General features: G+C 73.9%; 18 protein-coding genes. 8 read left to right on the top strand and 10 right to left on the bottom strand.

Annotation, left to right across the window (positions count from 1 at the left end; genetic code table 11):
- Positions 1-12 precede the first annotated feature (12 nt).
- Positions 13-1,131, top strand: a complete 1,119-nt coding sequence (locus tag ACIQF6_RS33255) for a hypothetical protein (protein WP_400901822.1) — start codon at positions 13-15, stop codon at positions 1,129-1,131.
- A gap of 57 nt (positions 1,132-1,188) precedes the next feature.
- On the top strand, positions 1,189-1,488 hold the full coding sequence (locus ACIQF6_RS33250) for a DUF6191 domain-containing protein (protein ID WP_400901820.1): 300 nt from the start codon (positions 1,189-1,191) through the stop codon (positions 1,486-1,488).
- 168 nt (positions 1,489-1,656) lie between these two features.
- Here the strand turns inward: ACIQF6_RS33250 and ACIQF6_RS33245 are convergent, their stop codons facing one another.
- The gene (locus ACIQF6_RS33245) at positions 1,657-3,018 is read right to left on the bottom strand and encodes a cytochrome P450 (RefSeq protein ID WP_400901818.1); all 1,362 of its coding nucleotides are present in this window, start codon (positions 3,016-3,018) and stop codon (positions 1,657-1,659) included.
- Between the two features lie 686 nt (positions 3,019-3,704).
- On the opposite strand from ACIQF6_RS33245, the gene ACIQF6_RS33240 reads away from it, so the two are divergent.
- Positions 3,705-4,562, top strand: a complete 858-nt coding sequence (locus tag ACIQF6_RS33240) for a CHAD domain-containing protein (protein WP_400901816.1) — start codon at positions 3,705-3,707, stop codon at positions 4,560-4,562.
- Between the two features lie 33 nt (positions 4,563-4,595).
- On the opposite strand, the gene ACIQF6_RS33235 is transcribed toward ACIQF6_RS33240, so the two are convergent.
- The 3 genes from ACIQF6_RS33235 to ACIQF6_RS33225 all read right to left on the bottom strand — a co-directional run bounded on the left by ACIQF6_RS33235 (position 4,596) and on the right by ACIQF6_RS33225 (position 7,504).
- Positions 4,596-5,399, bottom strand: a complete 804-nt coding sequence (locus ACIQF6_RS33235) for an NAD-dependent epimerase/dehydratase family protein (protein WP_400901814.1) — start codon at positions 5,397-5,399, stop codon at positions 4,596-4,598.
- A 495-nt stretch (positions 5,400-5,894) separates the two neighbouring features.
- A complete protein-coding gene (locus ACIQF6_RS33230) occupies positions 5,895-6,434 on the bottom strand; it encodes a MepB family protein (protein ID WP_400901812.1) in 540 nt (179 codons plus the stop codon).
- A gap of 308 nt (positions 6,435-6,742) precedes the next feature.
- A complete protein-coding gene (locus ACIQF6_RS33225) occupies positions 6,743-7,504 on the bottom strand; it encodes a uracil-DNA glycosylase (RefSeq protein WP_400901810.1) in 762 nt (253 codons plus the stop codon).
- Between the two features lie 169 nt (positions 7,505-7,673).
- Here ACIQF6_RS33225 and ACIQF6_RS33220 point away from each other — a divergent pair, with 169 nt between their 5' ends.
- Positions 7,674-8,654, top strand: coding sequence for a slipin family protein (locus ACIQF6_RS33220; RefSeq protein ID WP_400901808.1), 981 nt, complete (start codon positions 7,674-7,676; stop codon positions 8,652-8,654).
- Positions 8,655-8,775: 121 nt separating this feature from the next.
- A complete protein-coding gene (locus ACIQF6_RS33215; RefSeq protein WP_400901806.1) occupies positions 8,776-9,201 on the top strand; it encodes a CBS domain-containing protein in 426 nt (141 codons plus the stop codon).
- Positions 9,202-9,345: 144 nt separating this feature from the next.
- On the opposite strand, the gene ACIQF6_RS33210 is transcribed toward ACIQF6_RS33215, so the two are convergent.
- A complete protein-coding gene (locus tag ACIQF6_RS33210; protein WP_400901804.1) occupies positions 9,346-10,239 on the bottom strand; it encodes an SGNH/GDSL hydrolase family protein in 894 nt (297 codons plus the stop codon).
- Between the two features lie 106 nt (positions 10,240-10,345).
- Complete coding sequence (locus ACIQF6_RS33205) at positions 10,346-10,810, bottom strand: PaaI family thioesterase (protein ID WP_400901802.1); 465 nt, start codon at positions 10,808-10,810, stop codon at positions 10,346-10,348.
- 98 nt (positions 10,811-10,908) lie between these two features.
- Here ACIQF6_RS33205 and ACIQF6_RS33200 point away from each other — a divergent pair, with 98 nt between their 5' ends.
- Both ACIQF6_RS33200 and ACIQF6_RS33195 read left to right on the top strand, forming a co-directional pair.
- Positions 10,909-12,018, top strand: coding sequence for a PP2C family protein-serine/threonine phosphatase (locus tag ACIQF6_RS33200; protein WP_400901800.1), 1,110 nt, complete (start codon positions 10,909-10,911; stop codon positions 12,016-12,018).
- A gap of 118 nt (positions 12,019-12,136) precedes the next feature.
- Complete coding sequence (locus tag ACIQF6_RS33195) at positions 12,137-15,010, top strand: FAD-binding and (Fe-S)-binding domain-containing protein (protein ID WP_400901798.1); 2,874 nt, start codon at positions 12,137-12,139, stop codon at positions 15,008-15,010.
- 183 nt (positions 15,011-15,193) lie between these two features.
- Here the strand turns inward: ACIQF6_RS33195 and ACIQF6_RS33190 are convergent, their stop codons facing one another.
- On the bottom strand, positions 15,194-16,192 hold the full coding sequence (locus tag ACIQF6_RS33190; protein ID WP_400901796.1) for a Gfo/Idh/MocA family protein: 999 nt from the start codon (positions 16,190-16,192) through the stop codon (positions 15,194-15,196).
- Between the two features lie 338 nt (positions 16,193-16,530).
- Here ACIQF6_RS33190 and ACIQF6_RS33185 point away from each other — a divergent pair, with 338 nt between their 5' ends.
- Positions 16,531-16,839 (top strand): hypothetical protein, encoded by a 309-nt coding sequence (locus ACIQF6_RS33185; protein ID WP_400901794.1) that lies wholly within the window; start codon positions 16,531-16,533, stop codon positions 16,837-16,839.
- Positions 16,840-16,930: 91 nt separating this feature from the next.
- Here ACIQF6_RS33185 and ACIQF6_RS33180 read toward each other — a convergent pair whose 3' ends face one another.
- The 3 genes from ACIQF6_RS33180 to ACIQF6_RS33170 form a co-directional block, all read right to left on the bottom strand.
- Entirely contained in the window at positions 16,931-17,776 is an 846-nt protein-coding gene (locus ACIQF6_RS33180; protein WP_400901792.1) for a hypothetical protein, read from the bottom strand.
- Between the two features lie 307 nt (positions 17,777-18,083).
- Complete coding sequence (locus ACIQF6_RS33175) at positions 18,084-19,082, bottom strand: glycosyltransferase family 2 protein (protein ID WP_400901790.1); 999 nt, start codon at positions 19,080-19,082, stop codon at positions 18,084-18,086.
- Positions 19,083-19,326: 244 nt separating this feature from the next.
- Positions 19,327-20,100 carry a transglycosylase SLT domain-containing protein gene (locus tag ACIQF6_RS33170; protein WP_400901788.1) on the bottom strand — a complete coding sequence of 258 codons (774 nt, stop codon included), beginning with the start codon at positions 20,098-20,100 and terminating at the stop codon, positions 19,327-19,329.
- Positions 20,101-20,105 lie beyond the last annotated feature (5 nt).

The raw sequence follows: 20,105 nt of genomic DNA, 5'->3' as shown, positions 1-20,105 counted from the left end.
AGGAGGCAGTACATGAGACTTCGGGCATGCTCGAGTGCGCTGGCGACCGCCGCGCTGACCGTCGGCCTGACCGCCGCCGCGTCCCCCGGCCAGGCCGTCGGTCCGCGGCCGTTCCTCGACCGGCTGCACACCGTGACGCCCGTCGCGTCCACCGTGCCGGGCAACGGCGACGTGAACCCGTACGGCACGTTCACGGTCAAGGAGAGCGTCGGGGACCTGCACCGGGGCGACGTCCTGGTCAGCAACTTCAACAACTCGGCCAACCTGCAGGGCACCGGCACCACCCTGGTGCAGGTCGCCCCGAACGGCGCCGTGACGACGTTCGCCACCATCGACCCGGCCCACCTGCCCGGCCCCTGCCCCGGCGGCGTCGGCCTCACCACGGCGCTGACGGTGCTGCCCGGCGGCTGGGTGGTGGTCGGCAGCCTGCCCACCGCCGACGGCACGGCCGCCACCGCCCAGGCCGGCTGCCTGCTGGTGCTCGACAAGCACGGCGCCGTCCGCGAGACGATCGCCGGGGGCGGCATCAACGGGCCGTGGGACCTGACCGCCGTCAGCCGCGCCGGGCGCAGCGAGCTGTTCGTCACCAACGTGCTCAACGGCACCGTCGCCGGGAACGGCGCGGAGGTCGACCACGGCACGGTGCTGCGGATCACCCTGCACGACCAGGGCGACCAGCCGCCGCAGCGGGAGACCACCACCGTGATCGGCTCCGGCTTCGCCCAGCGGACCGACCCGGCCGCGCTGGTGATCGGCCCGACCGGCGTCGGCCTCGGCCGCGACGACACGCTCTACGTCGCCGACAGCGTGAAGAACCGGATCACCGCCATCCCGCACGCGCTCACCCGCGACGACAACGCCGGCACCGGCCGGACCGTCACCTCGGGCGGCAGCCTCAACGGCCCACTGGGCCTGGCCGTCACACCCAGGGGGGAGATCCTGACGGTCAACAGCCAGGACGGCTTCATCGTCGAGACCACCCCGGGCGGGCGGCAGGTTGCGAGCAAGCAGATCAACAACGAGGGCAGCCCGGCCGGCGCGGGCGCGCTGTTCGGCCTCGCCCTGGACCTCGACCACGACGCGGTCTACTTCGTCAACGACGCGGACAACACGCTCGAAATCCTGCACTGAGGATCGGACCCGACGGGTCGGGGAACTTTCCGGCAGGAAGCGGGAGTTGACCCCGACATGGTGGCACTGGTGGCGGTGATGGGCAGCCTGGTGTTCCCCGCGGCACTGGTGCTGCTGGGGTTCGCGGCGTCGGCGGCCCGGCGGGTGACGGCCCGCTGGGCCGGTCCGGCGGGCGCCGGGCGCGGCGTCGGCGCGCAGGCGGGGGAGGAACTGCACGCGCTGCTGTACGCGGGCAAGCGGGTGCAACTGGAACAGCGCCGGATCGAACTGGTGCTGCGCGACGACGAGCACGACGGCGCGCCCCCGCGCACCGGGATCGACCTGGCGGCGGGAACGGCCCGGATCCGCGCGGACTGACGACCCATCAGGTGAGTTGTCAGGGTGAGGCGATCCGTAGGCGTGGGCGGCGTGGGCGGTGTGGGCGCGGGACGGTGGTCTGCGGGGCGGGTTGGGGGTCGGGTTTCGGGGCGAAGTGGTGGTGGGGGTGGCTCGGGTCCGCGTTGGCTGATAGCTGCTCTGGGGTTGTCAGGGCGGGGCGATGCGCAGGCGTAGGCGGCGTGGGCGCAGGACGGTGGCCAGCGGGACGGGCCGGAGGTCGGCGTCGGGCTCGGGGACGAACCGGTGGCGGGAGAGCAGGGTGGCCAGCGCGAGGACGCACTCGGTGCGGGCGAACAGGTCGCCGACGCACTTGCGGGCACCTGTCCCGAACGGCAGGAACGCCTGTCGGGCGGCCGGGGTGACCCGCTCCGGCCGCCAGCGGTCCGGGTCGAACTGGGCCGGTGCCACGAACGCCGCCGGGTGCCGGGACACCGCCGCCGGGGAGACCACCAGGGTGGTGCCCGCCGGGAAGGCCCGGCCCGCGAGCACGGTGGGCGCGGTGGTCACCCGGGTGAACAGCCAGCCCGGTGGATGCAGGCGCAGCGTCTCCGCCACCACCCGGTCGACGGTGCCCAGTTGTGCCAGATCCGCCCAGCCCGGGGCACGACCGTCCGGCAGGACCTGCGCCAGCTCGGCGCGTACCTGCTCCGCCGCGGCCGGGTGCTGGGACAGCCGCCACAGCACCCAGGTCAGGGTGGCCGCGACGGTCTCGGTGCCGGCCGCGAGCAGGGTGATCACCTGGTCGTGCACCTCGGTGTCGGTCAGCCGCGCCCCGTCGTCGTCGCGGGCGGCGAGCAGTGCGCCCAGCAGGTCGGGCTCGGCGCCGCCGGGCCGGACGGCGGCGCGGTGGGCGGCGATCAACCGGCGGGTGGCGTCGTGCAGATGGGCCAGCGCCCGGCGGTAGCGCAGGTTCCCCGGCAGCGGCAGGCGGCGGACCGGCGCGGGCAGGAACATCTGCCGGAACAGCCCGTTCAGCACGGTGTCGAAGGACTGCTCCACGCTGCGCGCCAAGTCCGCGTCGATCGTCGTCGAGTAGAGCGTCCGGCCAAGGGTACGCAGCGCGATCCCGTAGAAGGCGGGGAAGGCGTCCACCACCCGGCCGGGCTGCCAGTCGCCGGAGGCGGCCGCGATCTCTGCCTGCATGGCGTGCGAGTAGCGCTCCAACTGCGACCGCCGGAAGGCGGACTGGACCAGTCGACGCTGCTGCCGGTGGTCCCGGTACGGGCAGGTGACCAGGCCGTTGCCCGCCACGTCCCGGGCCCGGTCGTAGAACACGCCGCCCTTGTCGAACACGCGGTGGTCGGCCAGCACCTGGTTCAACAGGTCCGGGTGGCACGGGACCTGAGCGGTCGTCGGCCCCAGCCGCACCGCGACCAGGTCGCCGTGCCGATGCAGCGAGGACAGGTACCCCGCCGACCCGCGCAGCAGCCGGTGCCCGTGTCCGAGCAGCGGCAGGGCGCCCGGCGCGACGGCAGCGGAGTAGGTCGGTGGCTGCGACGACTGCGGCATCCCTCCACGGTAGGCAGCGCGGACCGGCCACAGGTTGCGACGCGCGGGCCGCGGCCCGGCGGACCGGGCGGGGGTCGGGAGCGACAAGGGGTGACGAATACACGTTCGCAGGGTGGTCGGCGGTGTGTGAAGTTGACGTTCCGTCAGGTGCGTTGACGACGGGAGCGGCCGAGGAGGCCGGAGCCGAGCCGGGCGGACGGGCCGCGGCCCTCCGGGGCGAACGGGGCTTCGGGGGCGGGGCCGTGCCGACCGGCCGTCGGGGTCTCGTGGGGGTGGGCGGTGCGGGTGGGCGGACAGGTGTGGAGCGGGGCGGGGTTGTCGGCGTCGGGGAGGGTGTGGTGGTCAGGAGCGTTCGTGCGGTGCGGCGTTGCGGGGCCCGTCCTCTTGGTGGGTGAGCGGGACTTCGGGGGCGGGGCCGTGCCGACCGGCCGTCGGGGTCTTGTGGGGGGGTGGGCGGTGCCGGCGGGCGGTCGGGTGGGGTGGGCGTCGGTGGGCGGACGGGTGTGGAACGGGATGCGGTTGTCGGCGGCGGGGAGTGCGCGGCGACCAGGAGGGACGGCGCACCGCAGCGCTGCCGGAGCCCCCTTGGGGTCGGGCGGGCCGGCGGTGGAAGCCTGCGGCGCGGCGCTCCGCCCGAACCCGCTGCCACCGGCCTACCCTGAACAGCACGGAAGGACGTGGCGAACGTGGCACACCGGATCGACGGCAGCGCGGGGGACGTCCTCACCGCACGCCTGCGTGAGCAGACCGCACGGCTCGTCGCCCTCGAACCCGACGTCCGCGCCGACCGGCCCGACGCCGTCCACCAGATGCGCATCGCCGCCCGCCGCCTGCGCAGCGCGCTGCGCACCCACCGCCGTCACCTGGTCGGCGACCACAGCGGGCTGGAGAGCGAGTTGCGGGTGCTCGGCCAGGCCCTCGGCCGCGCCCGCGATGCCGAAGTGCTCGGCGAACGTCTACTCGCCCAGGCGCACGACCTGCCCGACGGCGGCGACCGCGAACGCGTCCTCGCCGAACTCGCCACCTGGAACAGCCGGGAGACCCGCGAAGGCCGCGCCGCCGTCCTCGTCGCACTCGACAGCCGACGCTTCCGGGACCTGCTTGCCGCCCTCACCGCCCTCGCCGAGAACCCCCCGCTCAACGCCCGCGCGGCCAAGGCCGCCGGCCCCGAACTCACCCACATCCTGCGGCGTGAACACCGCCGCACCGTCGAGCGCCTGGCGGCCGCCGAAGACACCCCCGAGGGCCCCGCCCGCGAACACGCCCTGCACGACGCCCGTAAAGCCGCGAAGCGCGCCCGCTACGCCGGCGAGACCGCCGGCCGCCCCGCCCGCAGCTTCACCCGCCGGATGCGCGCCCTGCAGGACGTCCTCGGTCGGCACCAGGACGCGATCGTCGCCCGCGAGGCGGTACGGGGGCTGTCCGACGGTGGGTTCGGGTACGGGGTGCTGTTCGGGCGGCAGGTGGGGGAGGCGGCGTTCGCGCGGGAGTTGCTGCCGGGTGCGTGGGGGAGGGCGGCGCGGCGGCCGAGGCGGATCCGGTGACGGGGTGGCGGGGTGACGGGGGCTGACGGGGCGTCAAGGGTTGAGGTGGCGGAGGGTGAACTCGGGCAGGGCGAACGAGCCGGCCTGCGGGGAGGCGGGGGCGGTGGGGTGCGCGGCGCCGGGGACGGCTGCGGCGTGGGACTCGGCGTTGTCGAGGGGCGTGTAGTCGAGCACGGCCGGGTCGGGGAGTTGCCAGAAGCGGCGGGTGTTGGCGGAGACGGCGTACGCGGTGGCGAAGCGGACGGCGGGTGGGGCGGCCAAGGCGGCGAGCAGGAAGCCGATCGCGTCGCGCGGGCTGAGCCAGGTCGCCAGGTGGCGGGGTTCGGTGGGCGCGGGCTCGAAGCTGCCGATGCGCAGGCAGACGACGGAGAGGCCGAACTTGTCGGAGTAGAGCCGGCCGAGGGCCTCGACGGCCGCCTTGCTCACGCCGTACAGACCGTCGGGGCGCACCGGGTCCTGCGGGTCGGTGACGTGTTCGACGGGGTAGAAGCCGGTCACCCGGTTGCTGCTGGCCAGCACCACGCGGTCGATGCCGGTGCGGCGCGCCGCCTCCAGGACGTGGTGGGTGCCGAGCACGTTGACGTCGAGGAGTTCCGGGAGCGGGGCCTCGTCCGGCACGCCGCCCAGGTGCAGTACCCGATCGGCGCCAGCGAGGGCCGACTGCACGGCGGCCTGGTCGCGCAGGTCGACGGTGTGCGCCTCCTCGTTGTCGGCCTCCGGTCGCAGCGGTACCCGGTCGAGCAGGATCAGTCGCGTCGCTTCGGCCCGAAGTGCCTTGCGAACCACGGACCCGATGTTTCCCGCCGCGCCGGTCAGCGCCACCGTTCCCAGCTGCATCGGGCCTCCCAGGACGATTCCGACCCCCGCATTCTCGTTGTCGGACTTGCGCCGATCAAGGGCCGGCGGAGTCGGTCCGGTGCGCGTCGGAGCCGGCCGCGGGAGCGTTCGTCGGCAGGCGACTCGTCGGCCTCGTGGTCGGCGACGAGGGCTGCGAGGCCGGTCCGCAGCTCCGGTGCGAGGTGGCTGAAGGCGGTGGTGAACGCCCTCCGGTCGGCGGTGGTGCCCAGCAGGGCCGTCGGGGAGCCGAAGGGTCTGGCCGCTGTGGTCGTGGGGGAGGCGCAGGAGGTCGGCGGCAGCGGCGATCGTACCGTCGACCGGACGAGTTCTTCCGATGCGATCAGTGGTCGTGGGCGACCAGGGACCGGATGACGGGCTGCCGGGTCGGGCGGTTGTGTCGGATCGCTGAGGCCGGCCCGAGGGCGCGCCGGGCGACGCGGACGGCAATGCCCTCGAAGGTTCGGCCGCCGTGCTGTTCCAGGTGGCCGGACGCCGTCACGCGGCGGGCGCCTGCGGGTGGTAGAGGGCGTGGGCGAGAGCCAGGTCGACCGGCCCGTCCTGACCGAGGTCGAGGAAGTAGTTCACCTGCCATGCCTGTGTGCTGCGGGCCTGCCGGTTGGTCGTGGTCACCCACGGCGGGTAGACGCGGAATCCGCGCTTCCCGCCGGAGCCGTCGCGGGAGACGATGCCCCGCTCGTACAACGCCTCGCACGGGAACACGAACTGCCCGAAGCCGTCGTCGTCACGGCTGCTGACGACGAAGAGGTCCACTCCGTCGTCCGTGTCGAAGGGCCGGATCGGTCCCGCTTCGGACCGCTGCCACAGGGTGACGAACTGCCCCACCTTCGTCGGGGTGGTCTTGGCCACGCGGAACCGAACCGACCGGCCGTCGAACGTGAACGCGCAAGCCGCGTACTCGGCGCTCTCCGGTTCGGGCACCGGCAGCGAGCAGCCGAAACCGCTCGGGTCGTACACCGATGCCTTTGCTGCCAGCAGGTCACCGTGAAGCCCCGCCCACGGCTGATTCGAAACCATGCCGCCATCCTGCCACCGCACCCCGTACGCACTGCTTCGGCCCCTCATCCCGCCGGACGCGCACCGCCGCCCCCGAACCCGAGCTGCATCCTTCGGACGGAGCCCGGCGGGTTCCAGTGAGGATGACGATGAGATCGGAGACCGCCGATGGCCGGGTCGCCCGCCCCGGTCGGCGGACTCCGGGCTCGGCTGCCGCGCTGGTGCCCAGGCGATGGCGGGCGAAGCAACTCGTCCAGGTCCGCAAGGGCGCCGCGGCGGTGGCCGGCCTCCTGGCCGGACGGGCTCGTGGGGCGGGTGGTGACGGTTCGTCAGGGCGCGGGCGGGGGCGGGGTGGTCGGGGTCAGGCCCGCTGTGGTGGCGGCGGTGCGGAGGAGGTCGTCGACCATGGCGGGGGTCAGGCGGCCGGTGTAGGTGTTGCGGGGGCTGACGTGGAAGCAGCCGTAGAGGTGCAGGGCGGGGCCGCCGTCGGTGGCGGGGAGGACGGCGTGGGCGCCGTGGCCGAAGGCCGGGCGGGGGCGGGGGACCTGCCAGCCGGCCGCGGCGAGGGCGGGGAGGACCGCCTGCCAGGCGAAGCCGCCGAGGGCGACCACGGCGCGCACGGTCGGGCGCAGGTACTCGAACTCGCGGACGATCCACGGGCGGCAGGTGTCGCGTTCCGCGTTGGTCGGCCTGTTCTCCGGCGGGGCGCAGCGGACCGGGTCGGTGATCCGCACCCCGAACAGCTCCAGGCCGTCGTCCCGCCAGGTGGAGTGCGGCTGGGAGGCCAGGCCGAGCCGGTGCAGCGAGGCGTACAGGAGATAGCCGGACGGGTCGCCGGTGAAGATCCGGCCGGTGCGGTTCCCGCCGTGCGCGGCGGGGGCGAGCCCGACCAGCACCAGGCGGGCGTCGGCGGGGCCGAAACCCGGGATCGGCCGCGCCCAGTAGTCCTGCCCCTGGAACGCCCGGCGCTTGACCCGGGCGGTCTCCTCCCGCCACTCGACCAGCCGCGGGCAGGCCCGGCAGCCGACCACCAACTCGTCCAGCTCGGCCAGCCCGTGGACCCGTTCGACCAGTGCGGAGGGCAGTTCCATGGCCCCGATCCTACGGGCGCGCACCGGCCGTGCGGTGGAGCGGCGATTTGCGGCGGGAAAGCGCTTTCCGGTTGGTGTCGCGGCCGTCGCGGCCGTCCGGCGGTGGCCGCCGCGTCGCGGAGTAGCGTGGAATGCGAGTCTGTGTGCCGTACAGGTCGAGGTGACGGCGATGATCGTGGTCGATGTGGTGATTGCGCTGGTGCTGGTCCTGGCGGTGCTCGCCGGGCTGAGCGTGCGCATGGTTCAGCAGTACCAACTCGGGGTGGTGTTCCGGTTCGGCCGGGTACTGGACGAGATCCGGCGGCCGGGGCTGGTGCGGATCGTGCCGATCGCCGACCGGCTGCGCCGGGTGAACGTGCAGATCATCACCATGCCCGTCCCCGCGCAGGAGGGCATCACCCGGGACAACGTGACCGTCCGGGTCGATGCGGTGGTGTACTTCAAGGTGGTCGACCCGGTGAAGGCGATCGTCAACGTGCAGGACTACGCCTTCGCGATGTCGCAGGTCGCACAGACCTCGCTGCGGTCGATCATCGGCAAGAGCGAGTTGGACGACCTGCTGGCCAACCGCGAGCCGATCAACCAGGGCCTGGAACTGATGCTGGACAGCCCCGCGCTGGGCTGGGGCATCCAGATCGACCGGGTCGAGATCAAGGACGTGGCGCTGCCCGAGTCGATGAAGCGCTCGATGGCCCGGCAGGCCGAGGCGGACCGGGAGCGGCGGGCCCGGATCATCACCGCCGACGGCGAGTTCCAGGCGTCCGCGCGTCTGTCGGAGGCCGCGAAGGTGATGTCCGCGACTCCGGCCGCGCTGCAACTGCGGCTGCTGCAGACCGTGGTGGAGGTCGCCGCCGAGAAGAACTCCACCCTGGTGCTGCCGTTCCCGGTGGAGCTGCTGCGCTTCCTGGAGAGTTCCACCGAGCGCAACACCGCGCAGGCCGTCGAGGCCACCGAGGTCGCGGCGCAGCTCGCCGAGGCCGAGCTGCCGGGCGGGGACGAACCGCAGGCGGGAGTCGAGCAGTTGGAGCTGCCGGAGGTCGCGGCGGTCGCCGACGAGACCGCGCTCCCGGAGCGGCCGTTGAACGTCGCGCCCCCGCAGGCGGCTTCGCCCCCGGCGGCGCCGAACGAAGCTCCGCGGCACGCGGCGTGACCGGACGGGCGGGGTGCGTGGCCGCAGGGCCGGCGAGTGCGGTCAGCGGTGGCGGACGGTCCGCGGGCAGGGCCAGCATGGAAGACGGCCAGTGGACACAACCAGCTCGGGAGGTCCGGCCATGACCACCGCGAAAGAGATCATGCACCCGGGAGCGGAGTGCGTCACCGGCGAGCAGACCCTCGCCGACGCCGCCCGGATCATGCGCGAACGCGACGTCGGCGCGCTGCCGATCTGCGGCGAGAAGCAGCAGCTGCTGGGCATCGTCACCGACCGGGACATCGTGCTCAGGTGCATCGCCGAAGGGCGCGACCCCGGCTCCGTCCAGTGCCTCGAACTCGCCCTGGGCCGCCCGATGGTGATCGAGGAGGACGAGGACGCGGAACTGGTGCTGGAGGTGATGGAGGACCACCGGGTGCGCCGACTGCCCGTGATCAACCACCCGGACCACCAGCTCGTCGGAATGATCAGCGAGGCCGACATCGCCCGGCACCTGCCGCAGGAGCGGCTGGCGGAGTTCGTCACGGCCGTCACCGCCGCGCGCTGAGTCCGGCGCCCGCTGACGCCGCCGCGCGCTGAGTCCGGCGCCCGCCGAGTCCGCCGCGCGCCGAGTCCGGTGCCTGCACATTCCGGACGCAGCGGTGCTGCTCCGCCGCACTCGGGTGCGGCGGAGCAGTGGTCCGACGGTCCGTCAGTGCATGTACTGCTTGGGCAGGTTGGCGAGGAAGGTGTCCGCTATCACCTGGTAGCCCGCGTCGTTGGCGTGGATGTCGCCGCGCGCCATGTTGGTCCACTGCATCACCCGGGCTACGTTCAGCGGCACCTGCTGGCCGCCCAGCGGCACCAGCGGCGCGAACGAGGTGGTGTCGAACGCCGCCGCCACGTCGGCGGTCGGGACGCGGTGCCTGGCGTCCACCGTCTCGATCACCGAGTTGAGGCTGTTCGCCAGCGGGACCGACGCCGTCGCCATCGCCTTGCCCTGGTCGCCCGTCATCCAGGCCGCCAGGAACGGGTCGTACAGGTTCATGCCGACGATCCGGGTGTGCGGGCCGGCCGCGGCCTGGAGCTCGCCGAGGATCCGGTCCAGCCCGGTGCGGACCTGCTCGATGCCGTTCAGCGCACACGGCAGGTCGAGCGAGCCGCCCGCCGCGCAGCGCTGCACGTCGTTGGCGCCGATGTCGATGGTGACCAGCACCTCGTCCTTCCAGTGCGCCTTCAAGTAGGCCACCGCCGCCTCCAGTTGGGAGCCGCCGAAGGAGTGCGGGTACGGGCAGCCGCCGTTCGCCATGGTGCCGGTGGTCTCGCCCGGGCAGCCCAGGTCGGTGAACTCGAAGGGCCGGCGGTCGTCCGCCGCCCGCTCACCCAGCGTCCGGGCCAGATCCTGCGCATAGCCGCGGCCCACGAGGTGACCGCCGGTCGGCGTGGACTGGTAGCCGGCCGCCAGCGAGTCGCCGACCGCCAGGTAGTACGCGGTGGCGTGCTGCCCGCCCGGTGCCGCCGAAGCGGGAACGGCCGCTGCGCCGGCGAGCGTCAGAGCGGCGAGCGCGGTCGCAACGAGCGCGCGGCGGCGGGGGATCGGGCGCATGGAGCCTCCAGGGCGAATGATCGCGATCAGACGGATCAGAGGAGGCTACTGCTCAGTACGCCGTCAGGGACAGGGGTGTGCACGCACCTCGTCGACCGGGTGGGGATCAGCCCGGGAAGGCGTAGACGGTGGTGGCGTGCGCGACCGGGTCGTCCGGGGCCTCCGGCGTGGCGAGGGTGATCTCCGCGAACGCGATCCGCCGGCCCAGCTTGGTCAGCCGCGCCGTCACCAGCAGCTCGGTGTCGCGGGCCGCCCGCTGGAAGGTGATCGACTGCTGGACGGTGGTCATCGGCGCGAAGCCGCCCAGCGCCGAGGAGACCGCGACGACCGTCGCCGTGTCGGCCGCCGCCATCATCGCCTGCCCCGACAGCCCGCCGCCGTCCCGGGCCAGCCGGTCCGACCACGGCAGCCGCAGCACCGCGTGCCGCGAGCCGGTCTCCACCACCGACAGGCCCAGCTCCCGCACCCACGGCGCGAACCGGTCGGCGAGGATCAGGTCGCCCTCGGCGGGCGTCAGGGCCTTCACAGGTGCGGCACTTGCACCGGGCGCGGCGTCCGGGGAGGTCGTCATGGCGCGATCGTAGAGGCCGCCGACGACGCACCGCCACACCCCGCGCGCGGAGCGTCCACCGGGTCGTGGGCGGACCCGGCGCGAGGCATGGTGGTGGGGTGGGAGTGCGGCGGAGTCTGGCGGAACTGCGGAGCGAGTGGCGCACCGGACACCTGCTGGTGCTGCTGCCGCTCGGCCTGATCGTGCTGATCTCCGTCGTCGACATCGTGATCTCCCCGGACATCCACCTCGGCCCGCTGCTGGCGGTCGCCCCCGCGATCACCGCGTCGTTCGCGGGCACCCGCCTGACCGCCCTGGTCGGCGTCCTCGCCCTGGTGGCCCAGATCCTCATCGCCCGGTTCCACGGCGGCCTGTTCACCGCCAACCATCTGACCCAGATCGGCGCGCTCGCGCTGGTCACCGCCGTCATCGTCGCCTTCTGCCGGATCCGCGAACGCCACGGACGCGAACTCACCCGGGTCCGCACCGTCTCCGACGCCGTCCAACGCGTCCTGATGCGCCCGCTGCCCGAACACGCCGGCCCGCTGCGGATCGCCACCCGCTACCTCGCCGCCGACGACGAAGCGAACGTCGGCGGCGACCTGTACGCGGCCGTGCGCGCCGGACCCGCGACCCGTCTGCTGATCGGCGACGTCCGCGGCAAGGGCCTGGCCGCCGTCGGCGACGCCGCCGCGCTGCTCGCCGCGTTCCGCGAACTCGCCCACCGGCACGAGGACCCCGCGCAACTCGCCGACGCGCTGGAAGCCTCCTACCAGCGCCACCTCGCGGAAGTCGCCGACGCTGGCCAGGACGTCCGGGAGAACTTCGCCACGGCGCTGGTACTCGACCTGCCCGACGACCGCCCCGTGATCCGCCTCGCGGACTGCGGACACCCGCCGCCACTGCTGCTCACCCCCGCCGAGACCCGTCTGCTCCCCGTGCACCGCGCCGGCCCCCCGCTGGGCATGGGCGACCTCGCCCCCGTCGACCGCCGCACCGAGGAGTTCGCCTTCCCGCCCGGCAGCACCCTCCTGCTGTACACCGACGGCGTCACCGAGGCCCGCAACCGCGACGCCGTCTTCTACCCCCTGCCCACCAGGGCCGCCCGGCTCACCCCGGCGGCGACGCCGTGCGAGTTCCTCGACCGCCTGCGCCGCGACCTGCTCGGGTACGTCGGCGGCCGGCTGCTGGACGATGCGGCGCTGGTCGCCGTCGGCCGGGAGGAGTGACGCGGGGCGCCACTGGCCGGGTGATGGCCGGGCAGGGGCGGGGCACCGGCCGGCCGGTCGCGGCGCTGCGCGTGTCCACCCACGGTGACGGTTGCCCCCGGCTGGGATGATCGGGGGCATGGCCTCAGATCTCGCCCGTGCCCTCGCTGCCGCCGTCCGTGGCGAGGTCCGCTTCGACCCGGCCGAGCGGGCCGTGTACGGGCAGGATGCGTCCAACTACCGGCAGGTGCCGCGCGGGGTGGTGAAGCCGGCCGATGCGGACGACGTGCGGGCGGCGGTGGCCGTGTGCCGGGAGTACGGGGCGCCGGTGGTGGCACGGGGGTCCGGGACGAGCATCGGCGGGCAGGCGATCGGGCCCGGGGCGGTGGTGCTGGACTTCCGGCGGCATTTCGGCAAGGTGTCGGCGGTGGATCCGCAGACGCGGACCGCGCGGGTCGAGCCCGGCACCGTGCTGGACGAACTCCAGCGCGCCGCCCGGCCGTTCGGGCTGCGGTTCGGTCCGGATCCGTCAACCCACAGCCGGTGCACCATCGGTGGGATGATCGGGAACGACGCCTGCGGCTCGCACTCGCTCGCCTGGGGGCGGACCTCCGACAACCTGCACAGCCTGGACCTGCTGCTCGCCGACGGCACGGAACTGACCGTCACCGGCCCGCTGCCACCCGCCGAACGGGCCGCCCTGGCGGCCGCACCCGGCCGACCCGGAGTCCTGCACCGGGAGTTGCAGGCCCTCGCCGCCGACAATCTGGCGCTGCTGCGCCGCGCCGTGCCGGTCCTGCCGCGCCGCGGTTCGGGCTATCCGCTGGACGCGCTGCTCCCGGAGCGCGGATACGACCTGGTGCGCGCCGTCACCGGCACCGAGGGGACGTGCGCCCTGCTGCTCGGCGCCACCGTCCGGCTGGTGCCCGAACCGCCGCACCGGGCCCTGGTGGTGGCGGGCTACCCGGACGAGACGGCCGCTGCCGACGCGGTGCCGGGGCTGCTGCCGCTCGGCCCGCTGACCTGCGAGGGGATGGCTGCCGACCTGATCGCCGCACTGCTCGCGGCGGGGCCGCGCCCGTCCGTGCTCGACCGGCTGCCCGACGGCGCGTGCTGGCTCTTCCTGGAGACCGGCGGCGCGACGGCCGCCGAGGCCACCGACCGGGCCCGCCAACTCGCCGACGCGGTACGGCGGGAGCGCACCGCGACGGCCGCGCTGGTCACCGACCCGGCCGAACAGCGGGCGCTGTGGTCGATCCGGGAGGCCGGCGCCGGCATCGTGACCCGCCTGCCCCCGGCCCCGGACGGCACGCCCGGGGGCGCGGCCTGGCCGGGCTGGGAGGACTCGGCCGTTCCGGTGGAACAACTCGGCTCCTACTTGCGGGAGTTGAGGTCGCTTTTGCGGCGGCACGGCCTGCGCGGCGTGCCGTACGGGCACTTCGGCGAGGGGTGCGTGCACCTGCGCCTCGACTTCCCGGTGCGCGAACGGCCGCAGGCGATGCGGGAGTTCCTCGTCGAGGCGGCCGATCTGGTGGTGGCGCACGGCGGTTCGCTGTCCGGCGAGCACGGCGACGGGCAGGCCCGGGCCGAACTGCTGCCCCGGATGTACCCGCCGCAGGTGATCGACCTGTTCGCCCGGTTCAAGCGGATCTGGGACCCGGACAACCTGCTCAACCCCGGCCTGCTGGTCGACCCGCGCCCGCTGGACGCCGATCTGCGCTTCCCCGGACGGGAGTTGCCGCTCACCCTGGCCTACCCGCAGGACTCCGGCAGCCTGCTGAACGCCGTGCACCGCTGCGTCGGCGTCGGCAAGTGCGTGGACACCACCAGCGGGGTGATGTGCCCCAGCTACATGGTGACCGAGGAGGAACGGCACTCCACCCGAGGCCGGGCCCGGCTGCTCGGCGAGATGCTGCGCGGCGAACTCGTCACCGACGGCTGGCGCTCCCCGGAAGTCCGCGAGGCGCTCGACCTCTGCCTGGGCTGCAAAGGCTGCGCGAGCGACTGCCCCGTCCAGGTCGACATGGCCACCTACCGGTCCGAATTCCTGTACCACCACTACCGGTTCAGGCCCCGACCGGCCGCCCACTACTCGCTCGGCCTGCTGCCGCTGTGGCTGCGCCTCGCGCACCTCGCACCGCGTGCGGCGAACGCCGCCCTGCGCGGCCGGCTCAGCGGCGCGCTGCTCAAACGCCTCGGCGGCATCGACCCGCGACGTGCCCTTCCCGCCCTCCCGCCCCGCCGCTTCACCTCCTGGTTCCGCAGCCACCGCGCCGCCCATCCCGCGGACCTCGGCGCCCCCGCGGTGCTGCTGTGGCCCGACTCGATGTCCGAACTCCTGGACCCCGCACCGGCGATCGCGGCCGTTCAGGTGCTGGAACGCCTCGGCTTCCGGGTGCAGCTGCCGACCGGCCCGGTGTGCTGCGGACTCACCCTGATCGCCGGCGGCCAACTCGGCCTGGCCCGGCGGGTGATCGCCCGCAGCCGGCGCCACCTGCCGCCCGACCTGCCGGTGATCGGCCTGGAGCCGTCCTGCACCGCCACCCTCCGCGGCGACTGGCCGAAGCTCCTCGACGGCCCGCTCGAACTCCCCGCCCGGGTCCGCACCTTGGCCGAGTTCCTGGACGAACGCGAGGTCGTCCTGCCGCAGCTGACCGGGCCGGCGATGACCCAGGTGCACTGCCATCAGCACGCCGTCCTGGGCACCGCCGCCGATCAGCGCATCGCGGCGCGCCTCGGCCTGACGAACCGTCAACTCGACGCCGGATGCTGCGGGCTGGCGGGCGCCTTCGGCTTCGAACGCGGCCACTACGAGGTTTCGGTCGCCATCGCCGAACGCGCCCTGCTCCCCGCGGTCCGGGCCGCCGACCCCGACACCCTGCTGCTCGCGGACGGCCTCAGCTGCCGCACCCAACTGACCCAACTGGAGCCGTCCGCACGACCGTTGCACCTCGCGCAGGCCCTGCTCCGGGCCTTCGAGCAATCGGAGCAGGGCGGCCGCCCGCCGGGATAACGCCACCCGCTGCGCGGGGCGGGCGGGAGGGCGGTGGGTGTACCGGGGAACTTGCCGGGGGCGATCGGCGGGTGTCCGTTGCATCGGGCCTTCGTGCTGTGCGGGGTGTGTTGGGGGCCGCTGGGGGTGTCCGGTCGGTGGGTGCCTGGTGCTCAAGGCTTTCGGGTTGCCGGAGCGGAGCGCTTATTCGCCGGGGTAGCGGACCCCGATCCGGTCCCGCACGGTGTCCAGGGTGCGCATGACGGCGAGGGTGCCGTCGAGCGGGACCAGGGGGGATTCGGTGGCGCCGGTGCGCAGGCAGTGGACGACCTCGGCGGCCTCCAGGCCGTAGCCGTGGCCGGCGGGGGTCGGGCTGTGGAAGGTTTCGGGGGCGCGGCCGTCGCGGTGGAGGGTGAAGCCGGCTGGGCAGAAGAAGTCGCGGTCGATCTCGATGCGCCCCAAGTCGCCCTGGACCGAGGCACGTTGGCCGCACTGGACGTCGAGTGAGCAGGACAGCAGAGCGGTCGCACCATTGCGGTGGCCGAGCAGGATGCCGGTGTGCGCGTCCACGCCGCGGTCGGTCAGCCGGGCGTGGGCCTGTACGGTCTCCGGCTCGCCGAGCAGCAGGTGGGCAAAGGCCACCGGGTACACCCCGAGGTCCAGCAGCGCGCCGCCGCCGGTCGCCGGGTCCCACAGGCGGTGGTCCGGGTCGGTGGGGCCCACGAAGCCGAACTCGGCCTGGACGGAGCGCACTTCACCGATCGCGCCGTCCGCGATCAGCTCGGTGATCCGGCGGACGGCCGGGTCGAGGTAGGTCCACATCGCCTCCATCAGGAAGACCTCGCGCTTGCGGACCAGCGCGACCAACTCGGCGGCCTCCCCGACGTTCAGCGTGAACGGCTTCTCGCAGAGCACCGCCTTTCCGGCCTCCAGCAGCAGCTTCGTCGCGGCGAAGTGCGCCGAGTGCGGGGTGGCCACGTACACCACGTCGACCTCGGGGTCGGCGGCGAGCTCCTGCCAACTCCCGTACGCACGCCCGATTCCGTGCCGCTCGGCGAACGCGCGGGCGGACTCCTCCCGCCGGGACGCCACCGCGAACACCTGCGCGCCGGGTACGGCGGCCAGGTCTTCGACGAAGGAGTGGGCGATGCCGCCGGTGGCGAGAATGCCCCAGCGGACCGGACGGTCGGTGATCGGCTGCACGGGAGTCCTTTGCGACGGCGGGGCACGGGCTCGTTCAGCCTAGCCATCGGCCCACCAGCAGGAACACCCCGGCCGGGTCCGTCCGTGCCGGGTGGGCGGACCGGGTCGGGGAGGGCACCGGCCTGGCGGCGACGATCTCGGACCTCGCGACCACGGCCGCCCTGCCCGGTCCGGCGGCCGGATCCGGTGGCCGGATCTGATGCGGGCAGGAGCGATCCTCGGCCCGGCCACCCGCGTGGCGTGGCCGAGGCCGCCGATCGGCCGGCCGCACCGGCCGTACCCGCCGCACCGGCCGACTTGCGGTGGGGCGGCGTCGGCAGGCGGCTACCTCGGCGGTCATGGAAACCGAACATCGCCTGGTCCGTGACGTCCGGCCGGAGTTCGTGGAGGAACCGGCACTGCTGCTGGAGGCGGAGGACGAGCCGGAACTGGCCGCCGGCGCACGGGAGCTGAGGCTGGTCGCGCAGTGCGACTGCGGCGACGACTTCTGCCGGAGCTTCCACGCCGCTCCGCACCCGCCCGGCCTGCCGTACGGTCCGGGCCACCGCTGCCTGCCGTTGCCCGCGACCAGCGGCATGGTCGTGCTGGACGTGGTGGACGACCGCATCATGTACGTCGAGCTGATCGACCGCCCGCCGCTCCGGTGAGGCCGGACGGGCGGGCGGCCCGATGCCACGTCAATCCGTGGATGCCACCGGGGTCCTGCTCCGACGTGCGGTCAATCGGCCGGCCGTCGGGTCAGGCGGATTCGGACGGCGCGGTGGCCTGCTGGGGGATGGTGATCGCGGGGAGGTCGGCGGCCTGCGGCTTGGCGAGGGAGACGTCGGGGCCGGCCGGCGGGGCCGGTGTCGACTGGCCGGTCGGTGAAGTCGGAGCCGTGGCCTGGATTTTGTCGTCGCGTTCGTCGTCGCCCGCCCCGTCGCGGGTGGTGAGGACGGTGTCGAAGACCTCGCGGAGCTTGTCGGTGGCCTGCTTGGAGAAGAGGCCGCACAGGCCGGCGATCCCGGCGAAGCCGTACGGGTTGGTGGCGGTGCCGTCGGTGCCGTTCGCGAACAGGCCGCCGCGGAGCAGGAAGTAGACCAGCAGCGCGAGCGCTCCGCCGATCGCCGTGCGCAGCAGGTACCAGGGCAGCCAGCTCGGCAGGAGCTGGCGGTTGCCCGCGTAGGTGGCGAAGGACGTCGCGGCGTGCACGAAGCTGCCGAGTCCGCTGGTGGCGAGGACGGCGATCAGCATCGCCGTGTTGGAGGTCAGGCGCCAGGGGCCGAGGCCGAACACCGACCACGGCTCCGGGGAACCGGTCGGGGCGTGTTCGGCGGTCAGGGTGGTGAGCGGCGTCCAGACGCTGATCAGCGCGGCCACGCAGACGATCGCCTCGGCCAGCAGCAGCAGACCGAGCAGCAGGACTGCCCAGCCCGCCATCTGCTGCTGGGGCGGGAGTTGGCCGGTCGGATCCGACGCGGGGCCGCCGTTGGAGGCGTACGGGTCCGGGGCGGAGTCCGGAGTGGCAGCCGGGGCGGAGGTCGGGGCCGAGGCCGGGGCCGCGGTCGGCGACGGGCCGGCCGCCGGGGAGACAGGGGGAGTCATCGAGGAGTTCGCCTTCCGGTCCGGTGGTGCACGGCAGAGGGTGCACGGAGGGTGGCGCGGCAGAGCCGGTCGCGGGGAGGGACTCTACCGTCCCGGCCGGTTCGACAGTCCGTCAGGAGGCCCGGGTGGAACGCGAGATGGCGTCACCCGGGAGTGCGGGCGGCGCGACGCCACCGGCCCCTGTCGGATCGTGTACCCGCCATGGATCGTGTACCCGCCGCGGGGCGCGGGGAAGCGTCGGCGGGCGGGGACGTACCGGCGGGGTGGGGACGCCTCGGCGGGGCGGGGGAGCGCCGGCCGGCGGGGTTCAGCGGCGTACGCCCGCCAGGCGGGAGAACTTGGCGACCTCGAAGGTGGCGTACGAATTCGACGCCAGCAGGGAGAACTTGATGCCCTCGCGGCCGTCGGGGCGTTTGTAGCCGTCCGGGAGGAAACGTTTGTAGTGCTCGGCGGCCCGCTGGAAGAACTGCGGGCGCTCGGTGCGGGTGAGAGATCCCGGCAGGTCGAAGACGAACAGGTAGTGGCGGACCATCCGGGTGAACAGGTGCGCCCGGATGCCGGGGTCGACCGGCGGAGCCTCGGCGGGCTGCGCGTCCAGCAGCTCGAAGGTGCTCTCGTAGCGGTCGAACAGGTCGAAGTGGCTCGCCCCCTCGCTGCCCTGCGGGTGCAGGGTGTGGCGGCGCCGGATGGTGACGCACTCGCGGTCCAGCACCGCGATCCGGGTGGCGGCCAGCAGCGAGCGGTGCACCGCCGGGACCTCCTCGTAGAACCCGTCCGGGAAGGTCGGGGCGGTGCCGGTGCGCACCAGCCGGTCCCAGATCAGCGGCGGCGCGCCGAACAGTTCCGGGTGCTCGGCCGGGGCGAACACGTCCGGCCCCGCCGCGGCCAGCAGCTCGGCCGCGTTGCCCGGCCACACCTTGCCCCGGTACTCGCGGTTGTGGCCGAACAGCAGCAGATCGACCTCACCGGTCTCGGCGAGCCGGGCGGCCATCGCCTCGAACGCGTCCGCCGGCAGCAGGTGATCGGCGTCCAGGAACAGCAGGTACTCGCCGCGCGCGTGCGCCGCGCCCGCCATCCGGGCCTGCCCGATGCCGGGCTCCGTCTCCAGCCGCAGGACCCGCACCCGGGCGTCGCGCAGCTCGTACGCCTCCACCAGCCGCTCCTCCGGGCAGTGCGGGGAGGGTGTCCGGACCACGATGATCTCGAACTCGCGGAAGGACTGTCCGAGCAGGGAGTCGAGGCACTCCTTCAGTTGTTCCTGCTCGTCGTAGGCGGGAAGCACGACGGTGATCAGTGGTGGGGCCATGGGCGGGAGGCTAGGGGCGGGGACAGCCTCAGGCAAAGGTCGGAAGCCGCTCGAAAGTGGCCATTCCGGACAGGAACGACGGGAAGTTCGCTGAATCTTCACCAAACGAACACGAACGTGCGATGAAATGTCCGGATAGGGGGCAGAACGCCGTGACTTGCTGACGTATCGTCAGATGTACGCATGGTGGCGGAGCTGCGCACACACCGTGCCCAACCCCACCGAGAGGTGTGGACCACAGCCCTCAGTACCAGGTGTGCGCCTGCCAGAACGACCAGGCCGCACACGGGCTGCCGTACGTCTGGTTCATGTACTGCAGGCCCCACTTGATCTGGGTCGCCGGGTTGTCCCGCCAGTCCGCACCCGCCGACGCCATCTTCGAGCCCGGCAGCGCCTGCATCAGCCCGTACGCACCCGAGGACGGGTTGGTCGCGTGCACGTTCCAGCCGCTCTCGCGCTCCACGATGTTGTTGAAGCACTGCAACTGCCCGGCCGGCACGAGCTGCGCCGCGATCTGCTGCGGCGTTCCGCTGTACGTCTTCGCGAGCGGGGACGGGGAAGCCGTCGCGGACGGGGTCGCGGAAGCCGTCGCGGGAGCGGTCGCGGACGGCTTGCTGCTCGGCAGTGCCTGGCGCTGCTGCGCCCGGGATGCGGCCTCCGCCTCCGCCCGCGCCTTCGCCTCCGCCGACGCCTTGGCGTCCGCGCTCGCACTCGCGTCCGCGCTCGCCTCGGCCTCCGCCCGGGCCTTCGCCTCTGCCTCGGCCTGCGCGTCGGCGCTTGCACTGGCGCTGGCACTCGCGTCGGCGGCAGCGGCCTGCGAGGCCAGGGCGTCCGCCGCGAGCTGCTGGTCGCCCACCGACATGGGCCGGGCCGCGGCGTCGGCCGGGGTCGAGTGCTGCGGCAGGGCGATGGCCAGCGCGGAAGCGCCCGCGACCGCGAGAGTCGCCACGCCCGTCACCACGGCGTGGCGGTGACGGCGGAACTTCCCCGAAAGGCTGGACGGACGGCGATGCGACATGGAGA

It is taken from the genome of Kitasatospora sp. NPDC092948, from assembly GCF_044754805.1.
Taxonomy (GTDB): domain Bacteria; phylum Actinomycetota; class Actinomycetes; order Streptomycetales; family Streptomycetaceae; genus Kitasatospora.
Note: the sequence above shows the minus strand (reverse complement) of the source record. Positions and strands in the feature narration are given on the sequence as shown.